Source organism: Nonomuraea antimicrobica (assembly GCF_039536965.1).
Taxonomy (GTDB): Bacteria; Actinomycetota; Actinomycetes; order Streptosporangiales; family Streptosporangiaceae; genus Nonomuraea; species Nonomuraea antimicrobica.
The window spans coordinates 22,369-41,919 of sequence record NZ_BAAAZP010000111.1 but is presented as its reverse complement, the minus strand read 5'-3'; the positions used below and the strand labels follow the sequence as shown (position 1 = coordinate 41,919).

General features: G+C 72.9%; 22 protein-coding genes. 16 read left to right on the top strand and 6 right to left on the bottom strand.

The window, feature by feature from the left end; all coding sequences use genetic code 11:
- The first annotated feature begins 74 nt into the window (after positions 1-74).
- Entirely contained in the window at positions 75-1,037 is a 963-nt protein-coding gene (locus ABD844_RS31665; RefSeq protein ID WP_344886375.1) for a hypothetical protein, read from the top strand.
- Between the two features lie 19 nt (positions 1,038-1,056).
- Here ABD844_RS31665 and ABD844_RS31660 read toward each other — a convergent pair whose 3' ends face one another.
- Entirely contained in the window at positions 1,057-1,377 is a 321-nt protein-coding gene (locus tag ABD844_RS31660; protein WP_344886374.1) for a GroES family chaperonin, read from the bottom strand.
- A 79-nt stretch (positions 1,378-1,456) separates the two neighbouring features.
- Positions 1,457-2,389 carry an endonuclease/exonuclease/phosphatase family protein gene (locus ABD844_RS31655; RefSeq protein ID WP_344886373.1) on the bottom strand — a complete coding sequence of 311 codons (933 nt, stop codon included), beginning with the start codon at positions 2,387-2,389 and terminating at the stop codon, positions 1,457-1,459.
- 50 nt (positions 2,390-2,439) lie between these two features.
- Here ABD844_RS31655 and ABD844_RS31650 point away from each other — a divergent pair, with 50 nt between their 5' ends.
- Positions 2,440-3,696: an ArgE/DapE family deacylase gene (locus ABD844_RS31650; protein ID WP_344886372.1), complete on the top strand. Its 1,257-nt coding sequence runs from the start codon at positions 2,440-2,442 to the stop codon at positions 3,694-3,696.
- 101 nt (positions 3,697-3,797) lie between these two features.
- Here ABD844_RS31650 and ABD844_RS31645 read toward each other — a convergent pair whose 3' ends face one another.
- Together ABD844_RS31645 and ABD844_RS31640 are read right to left on the bottom strand one after the other, a co-directional pair.
- Entirely contained in the window at positions 3,798-6,218 is a 2,421-nt protein-coding gene (locus tag ABD844_RS31645) for a helicase-associated domain-containing protein (RefSeq protein ID WP_344886371.1), read from the bottom strand.
- Positions 6,219-6,296: 78 nt separating this feature from the next.
- Positions 6,297-6,800 carry an ATP-binding protein gene (locus tag ABD844_RS31640; protein ID WP_344886370.1) on the bottom strand — a complete coding sequence of 168 codons (504 nt, stop codon included), beginning with the start codon at positions 6,798-6,800 and terminating at the stop codon, positions 6,297-6,299.
- Positions 6,801-7,020: 220 nt separating this feature from the next.
- Here ABD844_RS31640 and ABD844_RS31635 point away from each other — a divergent pair, with 220 nt between their 5' ends.
- From ABD844_RS31635 to ABD844_RS31610, 6 genes are all read left to right on the top strand, one after another.
- Positions 7,021-7,842, top strand: a complete 822-nt coding sequence (locus ABD844_RS31635; protein ID WP_344886420.1) for a helix-turn-helix domain-containing protein — start codon at positions 7,021-7,023, stop codon at positions 7,840-7,842.
- Positions 7,843-8,079, top strand: coding sequence for a DUF397 domain-containing protein (locus ABD844_RS31630; RefSeq protein ID WP_344886369.1), 237 nt, complete (start codon positions 7,843-7,845; stop codon positions 8,077-8,079). It abuts the gene before it with no gap.
- An 87-nt stretch (positions 8,080-8,166) separates the two neighbouring features.
- Positions 8,167-8,424, top strand: a complete 258-nt coding sequence (locus ABD844_RS31625; RefSeq protein ID WP_344886368.1) for a hypothetical protein — start codon at positions 8,167-8,169, stop codon at positions 8,422-8,424.
- 43 nt (positions 8,425-8,467) lie between these two features.
- Positions 8,468-9,226, top strand: a complete 759-nt coding sequence (locus tag ABD844_RS31620) for a hypothetical protein (RefSeq protein ID WP_344886367.1) — start codon at positions 8,468-8,470, stop codon at positions 9,224-9,226.
- Between the two features lie 20 nt (positions 9,227-9,246).
- On the top strand, positions 9,247-10,128 hold the full coding sequence (locus ABD844_RS31615; protein WP_344886366.1) for a maleylpyruvate isomerase family mycothiol-dependent enzyme: 882 nt from the start codon (positions 9,247-9,249) through the stop codon (positions 10,126-10,128).
- Positions 10,128-10,391 (top strand): sigma factor, encoded by a 264-nt coding sequence (locus ABD844_RS31610; protein ID WP_344886365.1) that lies wholly within the window; start codon positions 10,128-10,130, stop codon positions 10,389-10,391. Before ABD844_RS31615 ends, ABD844_RS31610 begins: the two co-directional genes overlap by 1 nt.
- 33 nt (positions 10,392-10,424) lie before the next feature.
- On the opposite strand, the gene ABD844_RS31605 is transcribed toward ABD844_RS31610, so the two are convergent.
- A complete protein-coding gene (locus tag ABD844_RS31605) occupies positions 10,425-11,006 on the bottom strand; it encodes a histidine phosphatase family protein (protein WP_344886364.1) in 582 nt (193 codons plus the stop codon).
- A gap of 38 nt (positions 11,007-11,044) precedes the next feature.
- Complete coding sequence (locus ABD844_RS31600) at positions 11,045-11,953, bottom strand: TIGR03621 family F420-dependent LLM class oxidoreductase (protein ID WP_344886363.1); 909 nt, start codon at positions 11,951-11,953, stop codon at positions 11,045-11,047.
- Between the two features lie 89 nt (positions 11,954-12,042).
- Here ABD844_RS31600 and ABD844_RS31595 point away from each other — a divergent pair, with 89 nt between their 5' ends.
- From ABD844_RS31595 to ABD844_RS31560, 8 genes are all read left to right on the top strand, one after another.
- On the top strand, positions 12,043-12,804 hold the full coding sequence (locus ABD844_RS31595) for a phytanoyl-CoA dioxygenase family protein (protein WP_344886362.1): 762 nt from the start codon (positions 12,043-12,045) through the stop codon (positions 12,802-12,804).
- Complete coding sequence (locus ABD844_RS31590) at positions 12,789-13,745, top strand: phosphotriesterase family protein (RefSeq protein ID WP_344886361.1); 957 nt, start codon at positions 12,789-12,791, stop codon at positions 13,743-13,745. The genes ABD844_RS31595 and ABD844_RS31590 overlap by 16 nt, the downstream gene beginning before the upstream one ends.
- On the top strand, positions 13,742-14,935 hold the full coding sequence (locus tag ABD844_RS31585; protein ID WP_344886360.1) for a cytochrome P450: 1,194 nt from the start codon (positions 13,742-13,744) through the stop codon (positions 14,933-14,935). The genes ABD844_RS31590 and ABD844_RS31585 overlap by 4 nt, the downstream gene beginning before the upstream one ends.
- Positions 14,936-15,066: 131 nt before the next feature.
- Positions 15,067-15,921, top strand: a complete 855-nt coding sequence (locus ABD844_RS31580; RefSeq protein WP_344886359.1) for a Gfo/Idh/MocA family protein — start codon at positions 15,067-15,069, stop codon at positions 15,919-15,921.
- A gap of 204 nt (positions 15,922-16,125) precedes the next feature.
- A complete protein-coding gene (locus ABD844_RS31575) occupies positions 16,126-17,094 on the top strand; it encodes an ABC transporter substrate-binding protein (protein WP_344886358.1) in 969 nt (322 codons plus the stop codon).
- 1 nt (position 17,095) lies between these two features.
- Positions 17,096-18,130 carry a FecCD family ABC transporter permease gene (locus tag ABD844_RS31570; protein ID WP_425568699.1) on the top strand — a complete coding sequence of 345 codons (1,035 nt, stop codon included), beginning with the start codon at positions 17,096-17,098 and terminating at the stop codon, positions 18,128-18,130.
- Positions 18,127-18,900, top strand: coding sequence for an ABC transporter ATP-binding protein (locus ABD844_RS31565; protein ID WP_344886356.1), 774 nt, complete (start codon positions 18,127-18,129; stop codon positions 18,898-18,900). The genes ABD844_RS31570 and ABD844_RS31565 overlap by 4 nt, the downstream gene beginning before the upstream one ends.
- Positions 18,897-19,538 (top strand): adenosylcobinamide amidohydrolase, encoded by a 642-nt coding sequence (locus ABD844_RS31560; protein WP_344886355.1) that lies wholly within the window; start codon positions 18,897-18,899, stop codon positions 19,536-19,538. Before ABD844_RS31565 ends, ABD844_RS31560 begins: the two co-directional genes overlap by 4 nt.
- Positions 19,539-19,551 lie beyond the last annotated feature (13 nt).

Here is a 19,551-nt window from a genome sequence, read left to right as displayed (position 1 = left end):
CCGCGCCCGCCCGCATCCAGACCGGGTCGTTATCACGGCCGGATTCGGGGTGATCGGCTGTCTATTCTGCGGGCGTGATCGCTGAACTCGCCCTCGCACTCGCGCTGATCGTGACACCCACCGCCGTGCCTGCCGCTGTGCCCGCCGCAGCGCGCACGGACCTGACGCTGCCCGGCACCGGCGGGGTGAAGTACCGCGAGAACGCGGGCGACCCCGTACGCCTGGCCGCGTACGGCCTCGGCACCAAGCGCACCTACCTGAGAACGGCCACCGGCAACGCCTTCACCTGGGAGAAGGAGCTGTCCGAGGTGTCGGTCGCGCCCGGCGGACGCCTGGCGGCCGGCGTGCCGGGCACGTACCTGTCCGGCTACGACACCCTGCTCGTCACCGACCGCACCACCGGACGCACCTCCAGGGTCCGCACCGTCAGGAAGCCGCTGACCGCCTCCTACGTCTCCTGGTCGCGCGACGCCAAGCGGGTCGCCCTCACGGTCGAGCAGAAGGTGAGCGGCGCCTGGCGGGCGGTCGGCTTCACGATCGTGGACGTCACCACGAAGAGCGCGCGCACGGTGCGGCTCTCCGGCCTCAGCCGGGAGGCGGGCTTCTGGTGGAGCCCCGACGGCAACCTCGTGTCGAGGCACGGCATCGGCCTGCGCGTCCACCGGTCGTCCGACGGGGCCGTCGTGCGCACGTACGCCGCCGCCGGGCTGCCCACCGGCCCCGAGGACGCCTTCTCGCCGTCGGGCAGGCGGCTGGCCACCTGGTGCCCGTCGCGTCCGGAGGAGCAGGTCTGCCTGGTGGACACCGCGACGGGCAAGATCGTCCAGCGGGTGGCCGGGCGGGCGGAGGCGTTGTTCGGCTGGTGGGACGAGAGCCACCTCATCGCCGTCACGGCCCAGGGGAGCGCGTACCGGCTGGCGGTGCTGGGCCTCGGCGGCCAGGTCACGCGCGTGCTCGCCGAACTGCCCGCCGGCACGTGGCGCCAGGACCTGTGGCTCTCGTTCACCCGAGTGCCGTCGCCGAAGCCGGCGTCATAGCGGGGTCATGGCTGTCTGATCACAGGTAGAGGCCCGTGCCGTGGTCGGTCTCCTGGGTGGCCACCGCGTGCAGGTCGCGTTCGCGCATCACCAGGTAGACCCTGGCGTGCACCTCGACCTCGAACTGCTCCTCCGGGTTGAACAGCACCTTGTCGCCCACCTTCACCGAGCGCACGTTCGTGCCGACGCCGCAGACCTCGCCCCAGGCCAGGCGGTTGGCCATCTTGACCGTCGCGGGGATGACGATCCCGGAGCCGCTACGCCGCTCCTCGGCCTCCTGCTCCAACCTGATCATGACCCGGTCGTGCAGCATCTGAATCTCGAACTTGGGCTCTACCACAGGCTCAAGTTTACGAGCAGGCGGACGCGCGGCAGTCCAGGACGTCGCCTCTCCCTTAACGTCCGCCACACGGCCCGCGTCACGGCAGCCTGAGGTCGGCGAAGACCGGACGGTGGTCGGTGCCCTTCAGCGACAGCACCTCGAACCCCCGCACCGCCATCCGCGAGTCCGCCAGCACGTGGTCGATCGCCACGCCGGGCAGCCGCGTCCCCGATCCCGCCTGCGGCCACGTCGCCCGCAGGCCGAGCCCCATGACGTCGGCCGCGTCCCGGTAGCCGGAGGCCAGCAGGTCGCGCATCGGCAGGTGGTCGAGCGTGGCGTTGAAGTCGCCCGCCAGCACCCGCAGCTCCCCGCCGCCGCGCGGCAGCGCCTCCAGCCCGGCCCGCCAGCACGGCTGCCGTCCGTACCGCTTGGGGGCGCAGGGATGCACCGAGACGATCTCGACCCGGGCCCCGCCTGGATGGCTCAGCCACGCCCTGGCCTGGCCGAACCCGCCCAGGTTGATCAGCTTCCCGGCCTGGAGCGGGTGCCGCGCGTACACACCGGAGCCGCCGACCCCCGGCGCGGGACGCGTCACGGCCTGCGGCAGCACGCGGCGTATCCCGGCCTCCTCCAGGCGGCGCAGGGCGTTCGGGGTGAGCTCCTGCAACGTCAGCACGTCCGGCCGCAACCGGGTGACCAGGGCCATCAGCTCGGCCGGGTCCGCCTGCCCGACCAGCAGGTTGGCCGCGAGCACGCGCAGTCCCGGCCCGCGCGCGCCGGGGTTGCCGTCGGCGAGCGCGCGGGGCAGCACGACGGGCGTCATGGCCAGCACGGCCACGAGCGCGACCGTGCCCGCCGCCCACCGCCGCAACGCGCAGGCCAGCGCCAGCGCGAGCACGGCCGCCCCCACCGCGTACGGCGTGTACGCCACCGCCGGCACCCACGGCCAGTCCGGCTCGAACCCGCTCAAGCGCACCGCCGCCCATCCGGCGAACGGCACCACCACGATCCAGCACATCCAGGTACGCACGCCCTGTATCGCCACGAACCCCGATCCGGGTTCATGAGAAGGTGTGCACCATGCACGACGTGGAAGCCCGGGTCCTCGACGCCATCGACCCGGCGGAGACCGTCAACCTGCTGGCCGAGACCGTGAGGGTGCCCAGCGTCACGGGCACCGACGCCGAGTCCGATCTCCAGCACCGCTTCGCCCGCCTGCTCACCGAGGCCGGCATGGAGGTGGACGTCTGGAAGCTCGACCTCCACGACCTCGGGGCCCGCCCCGGCTTCCCCGGCACCGAGGCGCCCAGGACCGAGGGGTACGGCCTGGCCGCCGTCACCCCCGGCGGCGAGGGCCCGCCCGCGCTGGCCCTGCAGGGCCACGTGGACGTCGTCCCGACCGGCGACCTGGCCAAGTGGGCGGGCAGCGACCCGTTCGCCGCCCGGATCACCGGCGACGTGCTGCACGGCCGGGGCGCCTGCGACATGAAGGCCGGCCTCGTCGCGAACCTGGCCGTGGCCAGGGCCGTGCACCGGGCCGGGATCAGGCTGGCCAGGCCGCTGGCGGTGCACTGCGTGATCAGCGAGGAGGACGGCGGGCTCGGCGCGTTCGCCACGCTGGCCAGGGGCCACACGGCCGAGGCCGCGGTGATCACCGAGCCCACCGGCGGCGCGGTCATCACGGCCAACGCGGGGGCGCTGACGTTCCGGCTGGAGGTCGCCGGGCGGGCCGCGCACGGCGCCACCCGGTACGAGGGCGTCAACGCGATCGAGGCGTTCCTGCCGGTGTTCCAGGCGATCCGGCGTCTGGAGGCCGAGCGCAACCGGGACGTTCCCGAGATCTTCGGCGGCAACGCGATGCCGTACCCGATCGAGGTCGGCACCGTACGCGCAGGCGACTGGGCCAGCACCGTGCCCGACCTGCTGGTCGCCGAGGGACGGCTCGGGGTGCGGCTGGACGAGGACCCGGCCGAGGCGCGGGCGGCGTTCGAGGAGGCGCTCGCGCGGCTCCCCGACCCGTGGCTGCGGGCCAATCCGCCGGTGGTGACCTGGCCGGGCGGGCAGTTCGCCAGCGGGCGGCTGCCCGCCGGGCACGAGCTGCTGGGGCAGGTGCGCCGCGCGGTGGCGGACACCTCCGGCGGGCGTCCGGTGGAGTCGGCGGCGCCGTACGGGAGCGACCTGCGCCTCTACGCGGCGGGCGGCATCCCGACGCTGCACTACGGCCCCGGCGACGTGCGGTACGCGCACGCCCCCAGGGAACAGGTCGACCTGCGGGAGCTGCACGAGGTCACCCGGGCCCTGGCCCTGCTCGCGGTGCGCCGCTGCGCGGCACTCTGACCGGCACGGGGTTGATCGGCACAGGGCCGGGCCGTACCAGAGGCGGCAGGGAAGGCGAAGGCGGCAGGGCAGGCGGTGGCGGTGGCGGTGGCGCGGGTGCCTCAGTAGGCCCCGCGCACCTCCACGATCTCGGCGAGGGGGAACTCCAGGTAGTCGCCCGCCTCCTCGCACCAGGCGTCGAGCGCACCGCCCTTCAGCTCGCCGTGGCTGATTGTGGCGGTCAGCCCGTCGGTCAGCGTGATGCCGGCCCGCACGCCCCGGTCGACGACGAACCCGAGCAGCGACTGCTGCGCCGTCGGCAGCCGCGTGGCCATCCTGCCGATGATCGCCCAGGTGCGCCCGCTCCTGTCGCCCTCCTGACGGCCGGTGGCCATCAGGCGGCGGGCGTGCTCGTAGGGGTCGGGCGGCGGCTCGGCGAACATGTGGGCGGGCGCCTGCAACTCGGTGACGTCCGGGAACTCCGACAGCTCGGCCACCTGCCCGCCGGGCAGCAGGACGAGCTTGCCGTTCGACGGCTCCTCGTGCCTGGCCCGGTGGATGGTGATCTCGCCGGTGTCGGCGACGGGCACGGGGGAGTAGCCGACCTCGCGCAGGGCCGCCAGCGTGCGTTCGGCCGGGGCCGTGCTCACCAGCACCGTGGGGGCCAGCACCCGCAGGCCCAGCCGGACCAGCCGCCGGTGCGCGGCGATCTCGGCGAGCAGCGCCGGGTCGGTGGCCTGCACGATGCAGCCGACCGTGGTGACCGTGACCTCGCCGTGGCGGCGGGCGGTGTCGCGTACCAGGTATTCCAGCGGCTGCGGGATAGTGCCCACCGTGGCCAGCTCGTCGAGCAGGTCGTCGGCCTCGTGACCCTGGTCGAGCGCGTGGCGCACGCTCTCGGTCGTGAAGCGCCACACCGAGGCCGCGCCCCGCGACTCGCGCTCGGCGACCCGGTCGAGCAGCGCCGCCAGCTCCGAGGAGGGCGGCCCGGTGACGACCGCGGTCAGGTCGGGACCGAACAGCGCGCTCCTGCGTACGGCGGCCAGCGCCCGGGTGGCCGCCTCGGCCAGCATCGGGTCGTGCTCGACCATGGGGACGGCGTCGTCGTTCTCGTCGCCGGGCCGGGCGGTGAGCCCCGCCAGCGCCCGGCCGAGGTCGGTGAGCGCGTTGTTGGCCAGCAGCCCGAGCAGCCTGGCCTCGTCGAGCGCCGCGGGCGCGCACTCGCGCAGCAGCGGTACGTCGATCAGCGGCGCGTGCCAGTGGACGTTGCTCATGAGGCTGTCGCGGTCGGCGAAGGCCGTGCCGGCGGGCAGGTGGGCCAGCACCGTCAGGACCGCCCGGCGGATCTGGGCCAGCGACCCGCCGAGGGGGTCGTCGCCGAGCACGGTGCCGTACTTGCCGTCGATCTTGCGCAGCGACGACCGCTCCATCCGCCACCACGCCGCCAGCAGCACCCGCAGCCGGGCCGAGCCCTCGTCGAGCCGCCACCGGTCGAAGCGCTCGGTGGGGATCATGCCGCCCGACGGCTCGTCCCAGGCCAGCAGCCGGGCCACCGCGCACACTTCGAGCAGCAACCGCGTCTCGTCCTCGTCGCAGCCGGTCTCCTTGGCCATCCTGCGGACCTCGCGCACGCCCACGCCGCCGGTCTTGAGCAGCGGTAGCGGGGTCTTGGAGGTGTTGTCGAGCAGGGCCGCGCACCGCTCGACCACGTGCGGCGCGGCCAGCGTCATCAGGTGGTCGACCTCTTCCGGGTCGACCGGGATCGTGGCCACCTCGGGCGCGACGGGCCGGTAGGCCGGGTGGTAGCCGGGGCCGCGCAGCCGGATCGCCACCTCGCGGGGGATCTCGGCGACGTGCCAGCTCGGCCGGAAGAGCAGGCCGTGGTCGGCGCACCACTTCTCGGGCGTGCCCGGGGTGACGAACCGGCCGCCGTCGACGTCGAGCGTGGGGCCGTCCCAGGCGAAGCGGTCGAGCAGGGGCACGGTGCCGGCGGGGGCGTTGCGCATGAGCGCCTTGAGTCGCTCGGCGTCGCCCAGGGTCTCGATGACGCGGGCGATCATGCGGCGCTTGTTGCCGTGCACGGGCAGCCCGAGTGCGCGGGAGAGGGCGTGCAGCGCGTCGTTGCTGATGGACCAGGAGTTGAGGTAGTGCTCGAGCGGCTCGCCCAGGCTCAGCGGGGCGTTCCAGTAGCGCGTCACGCCCTCGGCGAGGTGGATGACGCCGTCGTCGCCGGGCCAGGCCAGCGCGTGCTCGTAGAGGTGGTCGAGCCAGGGGGTCACGTCGCCGGGAGGCACGTCGAGGAAGCGCGCCAGCGACTCGGCGGTGGGGCGGGTCATGGCCAGGGCCGCCTCGGCGAGCTGCAGGCAGGGCAGCGGCAGGCCGCGCAGGGTCTCCATCACGGCGAAGCCGTTGCCGAGCCGCTGGGCCAGGGTGTCGAGCCGCCTGGGCCAGGGAGCGGCGATCGCGTCGGGTCGGTTGGCGAGGACGCGGCCCAGCCGGTCCTCGTCCAGTGTTCGCAGCCAGCCGAGCAGGTGATCTTCCATCGGTCAGCACTCTCATGGGGTCGCGCGCGGGACTCTCCGTGAGCCATGACCATCCACGGTAATGCAGATCACGCCCGGTCAGGAGAGGACTGCCCAGACGATCTTTCCCTGGGGCGCGAGCGCGGACCAGCCCCAACGGAGGCTGAGCGATTCGACGATGTGCAGCCCGAGACCGCCGGCGTCGAGCGGGCCGGGGTAGCGCAGCACCGGCACCGAGGATCCGGGATCGGTGAAGGCGCTGGTGACGAGGGGGCCCCGGCGTACGAGTGACATGTGGACCGCGTGCTGGCGGCGCGGGTCGTCGAGGCAGAGGCCGTGGCGCAGCGCGTTCGTGGCCAGCTCGGAGACCACCAGCTCCATGTTCTCGGCCAGTTCGCCGAGGCCCCAGCCGGTCAACGCCCCCGCCGTGAAGCTGCGGGCCGCGTGGACCGAGGTGGCGGCGGGCGGTAGCACGAACGTGGCACTCGCGGACGGCCCCGGGACCAGCAGATCGTGGGCCGCCTCCGGCCACCATCCGACCGGGGGCCACCAGTCGAACGTGGTCCACTCGCCGTGCGCCGTGGTGGGTTGCACGTAGATCATTCTGCGCCAAACTCTCGTGCAGGTGCAAGAGCGAATGCACGTGCAGACAACTCGTGCACACGCTACGGTTTCCTCAAATGGTCAATATGGGGGAAAGGGGATCTTGTCCGCGGCCCATGATCTTTCGGCCGTGAAGTGACACACTTGTGGCAAGGAAACGACCAAGGAGCAGCACGTGTCCATTGATCCGCCCGGTACCGGTTCGACCGTTCGGCGCATCATGCTGGGGGCGAGCCTGCGGCGCCTCCGCGAAGCCAGCGACCTCGACCGGGCACAGGCCGGATTCCACATCCGGGCGTCCGAGTCCAAGATCAGCCGCATGGAGCTCGGCCGCGTGGGCTTCAAGACACGTGACGTGGAAGACCTGCTCACCCTGTACGGCGTCGTCGACGATGCCGAACGCCGTGCCCTGCTGGAGATGGTGCGCGAGGCCAACACCCCCGGGTGGTGGCACAAATACTCGGCCGAGCTGCCGACATGGTTCTCCACGTACATCGGTCTGGAGGAGGCCACCAGCGTGATCCGCACCTACGAGGTGCAGTTCGTGCCCGGCCTGCTGCAGACGGCCTCGTACGCGCGGGCGGTCTTCAAGCTCGGCAACGCCGACGCGGGTCCCGACAGAATCGAACGGCGCGTGCACATGCGCATGCAGCGCCAGGAGCGCTTCACCCAGAAAGACGGACCCCGCCTGTGGGCCGTCATCGACGAGGCAGCGCTCAGGCGGACCATAGGCGGGCGAGAGGTCATGTCCGAGCAGCTCCAGCATCTGCTGGAGGTCGCCGCCCTTCCCAACATCACCATTCAGGTGATGCCCTTCAGATTCGGCAAGCACGCCGCTGAAGGTGGCGCGTTCAGCATCTTACGGTTTCCCGAGTCCGATTTGTCGGACGTTGTCTACGTCGAGCAGCTCTGGGGTGCCCTGTACCTGGACAAGCGTGAGGACATCGACCCGTACCTCACGGCCATGGAGCAGTTGTGCGTGGAGAGCACCACGCCAGGGGGCACCGTCGAGCTCATCGGCGGTCTTCTCAGAAAGATGTAGATGAACCAGACCTACAACGGCATGCCGGCGGCGAACCTGACCCAGGTCGCCTGGCGCAAGAGCCGCTACAGCAACTCGCAGGGCAACTGCGTCGAGCTCGCGAAGCTCCCCGACGGGGGCATCGCGGTACGCAACTCGCGCTTCCCCGACGGCCCTGCCCTCATCTATACCCGCGACGAGATCCGGGCCCTGGTGCTCGGGGTGAAGGACGGAGAGTTCGACGGCCTGCTCGTGTAACAGCGTGTTTACCTCCGGCGCGCCCGCTTAACGGGGGCGCGCCGGAGGCGTAACCGGCCCGCCTCGTCGTCCGGTGAGTATCGGGACATGCTCGACCAGATGACCCTGTATCCGATCGCCGACGACGTGCTGTTCGCGCCGGGCGGCAAGGTCGTGATCCGCACATATGGAGTGGCCCCCACCGCCACGGGGGCCGCCGTCTCCTACCGGACCTGGGTGACCGGCCTGCGTGACCAGCCGCGCTACTGGCACTGGGGCCACTTCGAAGACGCCGCCTCGGGACACCGCAGGGTCCTGGAGTGGCTCACCGGACGGGGGCCCCAGCCTTCCCAAGCGTCCACCTGATCGCTATCCTCGGGCCAAGCAACCGCTTGGTAGAGGAGGCGTGGTGCGGCGCGCGATCCACCTGATCGAGGAGGTCGACTTCCGGCCGATGAACTCCGGGCGCCCCCTGGAGTACCTCACCTGGCTGACCCGCTACAAGCGCGAGGACGAGTCCCGCACCGCCCCCGAGCTGACCTCCGGCATGTCCGTCCGCTCCCGCGAGATCGACCTCGTGGGCGCCTTCTACGCGGTCGGCATCACCGGCCATCCGCAGTTCAAGGCCGTCACCCTGTGGGACTGCCACGGCGGCTGGGACGGCGGCTGGCGGCAGATGATGGAGATCTACCAGGGCGTCGACCGGCGCCTGTTCCTGTCGGACATCGACGACCTGCGCTTCTCCGCCTTCTCCCGGCCGCTCGGGGCCGCGCCCGGCTGCCCGCCCCTCGCCCGGGCGCCCGCCGCCGAGCTCTACCTCTTCGAGAACGCCCGCGTACGCCCCGGCGCCGCCCTCGACTACCTGCACGCCGTACGCACCGAGCGCGCGCCCCTGCTGGCCGAGCACGGCCACACCCTCGCCGGCCTGTACGAGGTGCTGTTCTGCGACACCGAGGCGGTCACCCTCTGGGCCGTCTCCCTCGACGACCACCTGGCCACCCAGCGCGCCCGTGACGCCGCGCTGGGCCTCGACGACGAGACGACGCCCGATCCCCGGCTGCTCGACTGGGGGAAACGGGCCCGCGACTATCTCGAAGGCCCCTGGCGTGAGACGCTGCTGGCACCGTTCCCCGGCTGCCGCCTGGCACCGGGCGGCAGGCCGGGTTAGCGTCGGCTGCGGAGGTGGCCATGACGGACTCATCCCTCTACGACGGGCGGAGCCCAGACGACCACGTCGCCTCGTGCCCCGACTGCGGTGCGGCGATCGCGCTGCTCGACGAGCCCGGCGCCGCGATCGCGCCCCCGCCCGCGCTGCGCGAGGCCGTGCTCTCCCAGGCACGACGCCGCCGCCCCCCGGCCGTGATCGCGGTGACGCTCGTGGCGGTCCCGTACGCCGAGCAGGTCGCGCTCATGGACGATCTGCTCGCCGAGCTGAGCGGGCCACAGTGGGCGGCGCCGATCGCCGGGCACGGCACGGTCAAGGGCCTGGTCGAGCACCTGGCGGCCAACGACGCCACCGTGGCCGGGTTCCTGGGCGTGCCCGGCCTGAGAGGGGCGCCGCCGCGCCGGCGCTGGCGCGAGCAGGCGGGGGCGCTGCTGGAGCGGGTGTCGGGCGGCAGCGAGGTGCTGCTGGGCGTGGAGGTGGCGCTGGCCGGGGCGCGACCGGCCCGCGCGCCGCTGCGCCAGGCCATGGTCCAGCGCACGTTCGAGACCTGGACGCACGCCGACGACATCAGGGCCGCCACCGACCGCTCCAAGGCCGCGCCCCGCCCCGAGCACACGCACCTGATCGCCGAGTTCGGGCTCGCGCTGCTGCCGCGCGCGATGAGAGGGCCGCGCCGCGACGTCTCGGCCACCATCGTGCTGACCGGCCCGGGCGGCGGCACCTGGACGATCCCGCTCTCCCCGGCCTCCGACCACGTCGGCGTGCTGATCTCGGCGGACGTGGTGGACTTCTGCCGGCTGCTGGCCGGCCGGTGGCCGCCCGGCTTCTTCCCGTACGCCGCCGAGGGCGACCCCACGCTCGCCCGCGACCTGATCCACGCCGCAGCGACGCTGGGATGCGACTGATGAGCGACATGGACCTGTGCGCCCGGCTGACGGCCGGCGACCTCGACGCCCTGGTCGACGCCTACGACCAGCACGGATCGTCCGTGTACGGGGTCGCGGTGAAGGTCACCGGCAACCACGTGCACGCGGCGGAGATCACCCAGAACGTGTTCGTCGCGCTCTGGGAGCGGCCCCAGTCGTACGATCCCGGCCTGGGGTCGCTGCGCGGCTGGCTGGTGAGCCGGGCCCTGCACGAGTCCGCCTTACGCGCCGAGGTCGGCTGACGGGCACACCTCCCCGAGGCGGTCCATGGGCGCTCAGCCGGCGGGGGCGTTCCAGGTCAGGAGGACGGGCTCGGCGTGCTCGAAGCCGAGCCGCGAATACGTGCCCGTGTCCAGCCTGAGCATCCGCCCCTCCTCCGGCGCCAGCCCCAGCCAGCGGGCCGCCAGCACGCGCAGGAAGTGCCCGTGGGCCACCAGCACCACCCGTCCGTCCACCCGCCGCGCCCGCTCGATCACCCGGTCGGCGCGCACCGCCACCTCGGAGGCGCTCTCGCCGGGATGCTCGGCGTCGCCGGGGATCACGCCGTCGCGCCACAGGTACCAGCCGGGCCGCCGCTCGCGGATCTGCGGCGTGGTGATGCCCTCGTAGCCGCCGTAGTCCCACTCCCACAGGTCGGGGTCCACCTCGTAGCCGGTCAGTCCCGCCAGCTCGGCCGTACGCCGGGCGCGCCGGGCGGGCGACACCAGCGCCAGCTCGAACGGCTCCTTGACCAGCGGCGCCAGCGCCCTTGCCTGCTCTTCGCCGTACTCCGTCAAGGGCAGGTCGGTACGCCCGGTGTGCCTGCCCGCCTTGCTCCACTCGGTCTCGCCGTGCCGGAGCAGCAGCATCTCGTTCATGGGACCCATCATCGGGCACGGCCGCGGTCGGCCTGCGGTCAGGTCGCCAGGTCCTCGACGACGGGTTCGAAGGCGGCCAGGTCGCGTTCGTGATGAAGGACGAAATAGGAAACATCATGGGTGTCCCGCCAGTGGCGGAGCTTGTCGGCGATGTCGTGCCGCGTACCGAGGAGGACCTGTGGCGTCTCCTCCAGCGCCGCGCTGTCGGCCGCGCTCCACGACTCCTCCGCCTTCCGCTCGCCCACCTGCAGCACGCTGGTGCCCAGCTCCAGCCGGGGATAGCGGTCACCGGCCGCCGCCCGTACGGTGTCCAGCTTGGCCAGCCAGGCGTTCAGCCCGCCGTCGCGCAGGTCGGGGCCGCTCCCGTCGGGCCGCACCCGCAGCCCGAGGTTGACGACGTCGGCCTCCTCGGCCGCCAGCCGCAGCATGCGCGCCCCGCCCGCGCCCAGCACCAGCGGCGGGTGCGGGCGCTGCACGGGCTTGGGACGCTGGTCGAGGCCCGAGATCCGGTAGTGCTCGCCCGCGAAGCCGAACGCGCCCTCGCCCCAGAGCCCCTTGAGCACGGCCAGGGCCTCCCGCAACCGGCCGACCCGCGTACCCGGAGGCTCCAGCGCCAGCCCGGCGCCGGCGTAGTCGCCCGCCAGCCACCCGGTCCCGATCCCGACCTCCAGACGCCCGCCCGAGAGCAGGTCGAGCGTGGCGCACTCCTTGGCCAGCACGGCAGGGTGCCGGAAGTCGTTGGCGAACACCAGCGTGCCCACGCGCAGCCGGTCGGTCGCGCAGGCGGCGGCCGTCAGCGCGGCGACGGGCGCGAACCTGGCCCCGACGAGGTGGTCGGGCACCACGAGCACGTCGAACCCGGCCGCCTCCAGCCGCCTGGCCTTCTCGGCCCACGCCTTGCCGGACTCGGCCTCGCGTACCACCGCCCCGAACCTGAACCGCCGCACGGCACACCTCCAGACCACGTGCTCGGTTGAGATCGTAGTCACTCATCGAGGTCTTACCAAGCGCTTGCTCAAGTGTCAGACTGTGGCACATGGAGATCCAGGCGCGCGAGGCGACCGGCGACGAGGCGGCGTTCTTCGCCGAGCACGGCTGGGTCCTGCTGGGCCGCCTCATCGACCCCGGCGCCGCCGCCGGGCTGCGCGAGCGGGCCATGGGCCACCTGCGGGCCCGCTCCGGCGGCGGCGGCCCGATCGACCAGGCGTTCGGGCAGTCCAGGGACGTCGGGGCGGTCGACGAGGCGTTCGGCGCGCTGGCCACGAGCCCCGCCATGGGCCGCACCGCCGTCCGGCTGCTGGGCGTCCGCGCCGTCCGCGTGCAGGTCACCAACCTGCTGGTCAAGGAGGCGGGGGAGCACGGCGCCACCGAGTTCCACCAGGACTTCCCCTGGATGCCGATGGACCGCTCGGGCATGCTCACCGTCTGGCTGGCCCTGGCCGACGTGCCCGCCGACATGGGGTCGCTGCGCTTCTACGACGGCTCGCACCGGCACGGGGTGCTCGGCCGCAGCTTCACCCGCCCCGGCGACGACCAGCTCAGCCAGCACCCCTGGATCGAGGAGTTGGCGCTGTCGCCGCCGCTCGACCTCCAGGCAGGGGACGCGACCGTGCACCACGCCCTGACCGTGCACGGCGCCCCCGCCAACCGGCGCGACCGCCCGCGCCTGTCGTTCGCCGTCACGTACTTCGACGCCGACGCCCTCTACACCGGCCTGCCCTACCGCCAGACCGACGGGCTCGGACTGCGCGTCAACCAGCCGTTCGAGCACGAGAGGTTCCCGTGCCCGAGACCGTGAAGGGCCCGGTGGCCGACCTCGGGGCGACGCTCATGCACGAGCACGTCTTCGGGCTGAGCCCGGAGATCCTGTGGAACTGGCCGGACCTCCCGGAAGGGTGGGACGAGGAGCGGCGGGCCCGCGAGGCGGCCGCCAAGCTCGACGCGCTCAAGGGCGCGGGCGTCGACACGATCGTGGACCTCACCGTGGTGGGCCTGGGCCGGTACGTCCCCGCCGTCCAGCGGGTGGCCGAGCTGACCTCCGTGAACATCGTGGCCGCCACCGGGCTCTACACCTACGACGCGCTGCCGCCGTACTTCGCCAACCGGGGGCCGGGGTCGCTGTTCGGAGGGCCGGACCGGCTGGCCGAGTTCTTCGTCCGCGACCTCACCGAGGGCATCGGGCGCACCGGGGTCAAGGCGGCCATGCTGAAGTGCGCCTCCGACCACCTGGGCCTGACCAAGGGCTGCGAACGGGTGTTCCGCGCGGTCGCCGAGGCCCATCTGGCGACCGGGGCGCCCATCACCACGCACTCCCACAGCGCCTCCAGGGGCGGCCTCGACCAGCAGAAGCTGCTCGCCTCGCTCGGCGTGGACCTGAGCCGGGTGGTCATCGGGCACGCGGGCGACTCCACCGACGTGGCCTACCTGGAGGAGCTGGTCGCGAACGGCTCGTACCTGGGCATGGACCGGTTCGGCATCGACTCGATCAGCCCGTTCGAGCGGCGGGTGGCGGTGGTGGCGGAGATGTGCGAGCGCGGCCACGCGGGGCGGATGGTGCTCGGTCACGACTCGTACTGCTTCAACGACCGCTTCGACGCCGACGTCGTACGGCGGCGCCACCCCGATTACCACCTCCTGCACATCTCCCGCGACGTGCTGCCCGCGCTGCGCGGGCGGGGCGTCACCGAGGACCAGATCCACCAGATGCTCGTCGGCAACCCACGGAGGATCTTCGCATGACCGAGGACTTCGACGTCGGCTCGGACTGGCACGTGGCCGCCCCGTACGCGTTCCTGGCCGGGCTGCGCGCGCGGGCGCCGGTGTTCAGGAGCGAGCACCTGGGCGCGTACGTGCTGAGCCGCCACGCCGACGTGCGGGCCGCGTACGGTGATGCCCGGCGCTTCTCCTCCAAGGGCTCGCTGACGATCTCGCGGAGCCTGACCGGCGAGACGCGGGAGAAGCTGGGGGAGCACGGCTCGTTCCTGTCCAGTTTCGTGGCCAACGTCGACCCGCCCGACCACACCCGCCTGCGCAGGTCGGTGTCGAGGGCGTTCACGCCGCGCGCGGTGGCCGCGTTGGAGCGGGAGTTCCGGCGGCTCAACGAGGACCTCCTCGACCGGATCGCCCCGCGCGGGCACGCCGACTTCGTCGCCGACCTCGGCCACGAGCCCTCGGTCAAGCTCACCGCCCGCTTCATCGGCGTCCCGGAGGCGGACGAGGCGTTCGTCCAGTCGCACGTCAAGGACTGGTTCCAGCTCTTCCTGTCGCCGCAGCCGCCGCGTAGGCAACTGGAGCTGGCCGACAGCTTCCTCGCCTACCTCGACTACGTGGACCGCCTGGTCGCCGCCCGCGCCAAGGACCCCAGGGACGACTTCACCTCGCTGATGACCTCCCTCATCGGCGACGAGCTGACCCACAGGGAGGTCGTGGAGCTGATCTCCACCATCCTGCTCGGTGGCAACGACACCGTGCCCAACCAGCTCGGCAACACCGTCCTGCGGCTGCTCGCGGAGGACGCCTGGCCGGTGCCGTCCGGGCTGGTCGCGAACGCCTCCGAGGAGTGCATGCGCATCGACGGCGCGTCGCTGGGCTCCTTCCGGTACGCGACCGCCGACGTCACCCTGCACGGCGTGACGATCCCGGCCGGGGCGCTCGTCCTGCTGTCGACCGACTCGGCCGGGCACGACGAGAGCGTCTTCCCCGACCCCGACCGGTTCGTCATCGACCGGCCGAACGCCGCCGAGCACCTGGTCTTCGGGTACGGCATCCACTTCTGCGTCGGGGCGGCGCTCGGGCGGCTGCAACTGCGTACCGCGCTGGAGGTGCTCGGGCGGCGGCTGCCACGGCTGCGGCTGGTGCCCGGCCGGGCCGTCGCGTACCGCAGGTCGATCGTGGGCCGGGGCCTGGCGGCGCTGGAGGTCGAGTGGTGAGCGGGCGCTGATCGGCGTCCCTGTCCGCGCGATTTCGACGGGAGGAGTAGCGACAAACCAGACCTTAGGTGGATCTTCCGGCATTCTTCCGGCATAAGGTGGCCTCAGCGTCGTACCGAGGAGGAGGACACATGGAGCCGGTGGCGGTCGGGCTGGTCGGGGCGGGCCCCTGGGCGCGGATGGCACACGGGCCGATGCTGGCCAAGGGCCCGCACACGCGGCTGGCCGGCGTCTGGGCCCGGCGGCCGGAGAGCGCGGAGCTGCTCGGCGCCCCCGTCTACTCCAGGATCGAGGAGCTGTTCGACCACTGCGAGGCCGTGGCGTTCTGCGTCCCGCCCGCCGTCCAGGCCGAGTACGCCGTCCTGGCCGCCCGCGCGGGCAAGGCGCTGCTGCTGGAGAAGCCCCTCGCCGACTCCGTCGCGAACGCCGAGCGGGTGGCCGAGGCCGTGGCGGCGGCCGGTGTGCCGTCCCAGATGGTGCTGACCCTGCGCTACGCCGCCCAGACCAGGGCCTTCCTCGCCCGCTGCGCCGAGATCCGGCCGTTCGGCGGCCACGCCGCGAACATCTCCGGCGTCCTCCTCGGCGACCACCCCTTCGCCACCCCCTGGCGGCTCGAACGCGGCGCGCTGCTCGACGTCGGCCCGCACGTGATCGACCTGCTCGACGCCGCGCTCGGCCCGGTGACCGGCGTACGCGCGCACGGCAACCCGCTCGGCTGGACCGGACTGCTGCTGGACCACGAAGGCGGTGCCGTCAGCGAGGCGTCGCTGTGCATGGCCGCCGCCGGCGACCTGCCCCCGGCCACGATCGCGGTGTACGGCCGCGACGGCAACGCCGTCCTGCCCGCCTTCGAGGACGACCCCCTCGACACGGTCGTGGCCGAGTTCGCCAGGACCGTACGCGAGGGCGGCCACCCCCTCGACGCGGCCCACGGGCTCAGACTCCAGCGGATCATCGCCGAGGCGGAGGCCCAACTCGCCCCTTGACGAGGGCGGCCCATGACGCATTGATAACCTTCGATTTACTCACGCGCAGAGCGCAGCGAAGTCCGGTGCGAGTCCGGCGCTGTCCCGCAACTGTCATAGCCAGGTCGCCTGCCTCCGCGCTGACGTCATCAACCCTCGTGGAAAAGGGTGATCCGTCGCACAGATGCGGGTCTCTCGGTTCCGAACAGTGTGAAAGGACTTCTCGTGAGGCCCGTACGTATGGCCTTCGCGGGCGCGCTGCTGGGAACGCTCGTCCTGGCCGGTTGCGGCCAGACCGGCACCACAGCCTCCCCGCCCGCCACCGCGCCCCCTACCGCGCCCGCCACCACTGGGGCGACCGCCGCCACCGGTGACTTCCCTGTCACCGTCGAGGCCGGGAACGGCCAGGTCACCATCGCCAAGAAGCCGGAGCGGATCGTCTCGCTGTCGGCCACCCACACCGAGACGTTGTTCGCGATCGGCGCCGGCCCCCAGGTCGTCGCCGTGGACGACCGGTCGAACTTCCCGCCGGAGGCCCCCAAGACCGACCTGTCCGGCTTCAAGCCCAACGTCGAGGCCATCGTCGCCCACCAGCCCGACCTGGTGATCGTCTCCGACGACCTCGACAAGGTGGTCGCCGAGCTGGGCAAGGTCAACGTGCCCGTCCTGGTCCAGCCGGCCGCGACCAAGCTGGACGACGCGTACGAGGAGATCTCCGAGCTGGGCGCCGCCACCGGCAACCAGGCCAAGGCCGACGAGGTCGTCGTCGGCATGAAGACGGCCCTGGACAAGCTCGCCGCCGAGGCCCCCAAGGACCGCGGGCTCACCTTCTACCACGAGCTCGACCAGACGCCGTACGCCGCCACGTCCCAGACGTTCATCGGCCAGATCTACGGCCTGTTCGGCCTGACCAACATCGCCGACAAGGCCCCCGACCCGGCGGGCGGCTACCCGAAGCTGTCGGCCGAGTTCGTGGCCCAGGCCGACCCCGACCTGATCTTCCTGGCCGACGTCAAGTGCTGCGCGCAGAACAAGGGGACCCTGGCCGCGCGGCCCGGGTGGGGCAGCCTGTCGGCCATCAAGAACGACCGGGTGATCGAGCTGGACGACGACATCGCCTCCCGGTGGGGGCCGCGCGTCGTCCAGCTCGCCGAGACCATCGGCGCGGCGGTGGCCAAGGCGGGCGCGAGCTGACGTGGTGAGCCAGGCCGGCCCGTCCAGGGCCAGACCCGTGTGGGTGGTGTGCGCCCTGGGCGTGCTGGCCGTCTCCATGATCGCCGGGCTGCTCGACGGGGCCGCCGACATCTCGCCGTGGCAGGTCGTGCTCCAGGTGGCCGACTGGCTGCCGTTCACGCGCGTCGACTCCGGCCTGACACCCGTGGAGCAGGGGCTGCTGTTCGAGCTGCGGCTGCCCAGGGTGCTGGTCGCCGCCGTGGTGGGCGGGCTGCTGGCCGTCGCGGGGGCCGGGTACCAGGGCGTCTTCCGCAACCCGCTGGCCGACCCGTACCTGCTGGGTGCGGCGGCGGGGGCCGGGCTGGCGGCGACCGGGGCCATCGTGCTGCTGCCGTCGGTGGCGGGGAGCATCCCGGTGGCCGCGTTCCTGGGGGCCGTGGGCGGGGTGTTCCTGGCGTACACGCTGGGCAACACGGCCGGGCGCGCGGGCGGCACGGCCACGCTGGTGCTGGCCGGGGTGGCGGTCACGTCGTTCCTGACCGCGATCCAGACGTTCATCCAGCAGTTCAAGGTCGAGGAGCTGCAGCGCATCTACTCGTGGATCCTCGGCGACGTCGGCGGCGGGTGGGACCAGCTCCTGCTGGTCCTGCCGTACGCGGCCGTCTCCGCGGTGCTGCTCCTGCTGCACGGGCGCATGCTGGACGTGCTGTCCGTGGGCGACGAGGAGGCCGCCGGCCTGGGGGTGCGGGCGGCACGGGTGCGCTTCACCGTGCTGGCTGCCGCCTCCCTGGCCACCGCGGCGGCCGTGGCGGTGAGCGGGCTGATCGGGTTCGTGGGCATCGTCATCCCGCACGTCGTGCGGCGGCTGGTGGGCGGCTCCTACCGGGCCGTGCTGCCGCTGTCGCTGCTCGGCGGGGCGGCGTTCCTGGTGCTGGCCGACCTCGTGGCCCGTACCGTGATCGCGCCGGCCGAGCTGCCGATCGGGGTGGTGACCATGTTCGTGGGGGCGCCGTTCTTCGTGGCCGTCCTGCGCATGACCAGGCGGGTGGTCACGTGATCGGCGTGCGCGGCCTGTCGGTGCGGCTCGGGGAGCGCGAGGTGCTCACCGGCGTCGACGTGCGGGTGCGGCGCGGCGAGTGGACGGCCGTCATCGGGCCCAACGGGGCCGGCAAGTCCACGCTGCTCAAGGCCGTCATGGGGCTGGTCGCGCACCGGGGGGAGGTCGTGCTCGACTCCCGGCCGGCCGCCACGCTCAAGCCGCGCGAGCGGGCCAGGCTCGTCGCGTACGCGCCCCAGACGCCCGCCCTGCCGCCCGACCTGACGGTCTACGACTACGCGCTGCTCGGACGGACCCCGTACATCCCCTACCTGGGGCGCGAGAGCGGGCACGACCGGGCGGTGACGGAGTCCGTACTGGATCGGCTGGACCTGACGGCGCTGGCCATGCGGCGCGTCGGCGAGCTGTCCGGCGGGGAGCGCCAGCGGGTGGTGCTGGCCAGGGCGCTCGCCCAGGAGGCCCCCGTGCTGCTGCTGGACGAGCCCACCACCGCGCTCGACCTCGGTCACCAGCAGCAGGTGCTGGAGCTGGTGGACCGCCTGCGGCGGGCCGACGGGCTCACCGTCGTCACCACCCTGCACGACCTCACCGTGGCCGGTCTTTACGCCGACTCGCTCCTGCTGCTGGCCGGCGGGCGGGCCGCCGCGTCGGGCGAGCCCGCCCAGGTGCTGACCGAGGACCTGGTCGGGCGGCACTTCGAGGCGCACGTGAAGATCGAGCCAGGTCCCGACGGCCGGCCGGTCGTGCACCTGGTCAGGGGAGGGCCGTGAAGCTCACGTACCGGGTGGAGGAGGGGGCTCGGCTCGGGTCGCTGCTGTGGGAGTTCGGGCCGGGGTGGCGGATGATCTCCTCGGCCCTGCTGGGCGGCGGGATCGGCGCGCGGGAGTGGGTGCTGAACGCCCAGGTGGTGGCCGGGTACACGCGCATGGACCCGGTCGATCACCTGGTGTCGCTCGGGCCCGCGCGGGGTGACGGGGTCGGGATGATGACCGCCGCCTCCGTCGACCGCTACGTACGCGCCACGGACGGCGGCGTCGAGGCCGTGGCCACCGTGGGGCTGCGGGTGCCGACCTGGGCGGCCGTACCGGAGGGGTACGAGGACCCGGAGCTGGCCCCCATCCGGGTCGGGACGATCAACATCGTGGTCGTCGTACCGGTCGCCATGACGGACGCGGCGCTGGTGAACACCGTGATGACGGTCACCGAGGCGAAGTCCCAGGCCATGATCGAGGCCGGGTTCGCGGGCACGGGCACGGCGTCCGACGCGGTCTGCGTGGCCGCGCCCGCCGAGGGAGCGCGCGAGGTGTTCGGCGGGCCCCGCTCGGAGTGGGGCGCCCGGATCGCGCGAGCCGTCCACGTGGCGGTGCGCCGGGGAGCCGAGGCGTGGCGGCCTCGTCACTTAAAGTGAGGGAATTTGGGGA

Excerpts from the sequence above, each read along its gene's own strand:
- ABD844_RS31630 (WP_344886369.1), top strand. The coding sequence starts at position 7,843 with ATGAACCAGACCTACAACGGCATGCCGGCGGCGAACCTGACCCAGGTC.
- ABD844_RS31615 (WP_344886366.1), top strand. The coding sequence starts at position 9,247 with ATGACGGACTCATCCCTCTACGACGGGCGGAGCCCAGACGACCACGTC.
- ABD844_RS31635 (WP_344886420.1), top strand. The coding sequence starts at position 7,021 with ATGCTGGGGGCGAGCCTGCGGCGCCTCCGCGAAGCCAGCGACCTCGAC.
- ABD844_RS31625 (WP_344886368.1), top strand. The coding sequence starts at position 8,167 with ATGCTCGACCAGATGACCCTGTATCCGATCGCCGACGACGTGCTGTTC.
- ABD844_RS31650 (WP_344886372.1), top strand. The coding sequence starts at position 2,440 with ATGCACGACGTGGAAGCCCGGGTCCTCGACGCCATCGACCCGGCGGAG.
- ABD844_RS31645 (WP_344886371.1), bottom strand. The coding sequence starts at position 6,218 with ATGGAAGATCACCTGCTCGGCTGGCTGCGAACACTGGACGAGGACCGG.
- ABD844_RS31605 (WP_344886364.1), bottom strand. The coding sequence starts at position 11,006 with ATGAACGAGATGCTGCTGCTCCGGCACGGCGAGACCGAGTGGAGCAAG.
- ABD844_RS31640 (WP_344886370.1), bottom strand. The coding sequence starts at position 6,800 with ATGATCTACGTGCAACCCACCACGGCGCACGGCGAGTGGACCACGTTC.
- ABD844_RS31580 (WP_344886359.1), top strand. The coding sequence starts at position 15,067 with ATGGAGCCGGTGGCGGTCGGGCTGGTCGGGGCGGGCCCCTGGGCGCGG.
- ABD844_RS31595 (WP_344886362.1), top strand. The coding sequence starts at position 12,043 with ATGGAGATCCAGGCGCGCGAGGCGACCGGCGACGAGGCGGCGTTCTTC.
- ABD844_RS31585 (WP_344886360.1), top strand. The coding sequence starts at position 13,742 with ATGACCGAGGACTTCGACGTCGGCTCGGACTGGCACGTGGCCGCCCCG.
- ABD844_RS31610 (WP_344886365.1), top strand. The coding sequence starts at position 10,128 with ATGAGCGACATGGACCTGTGCGCCCGGCTGACGGCCGGCGACCTCGAC.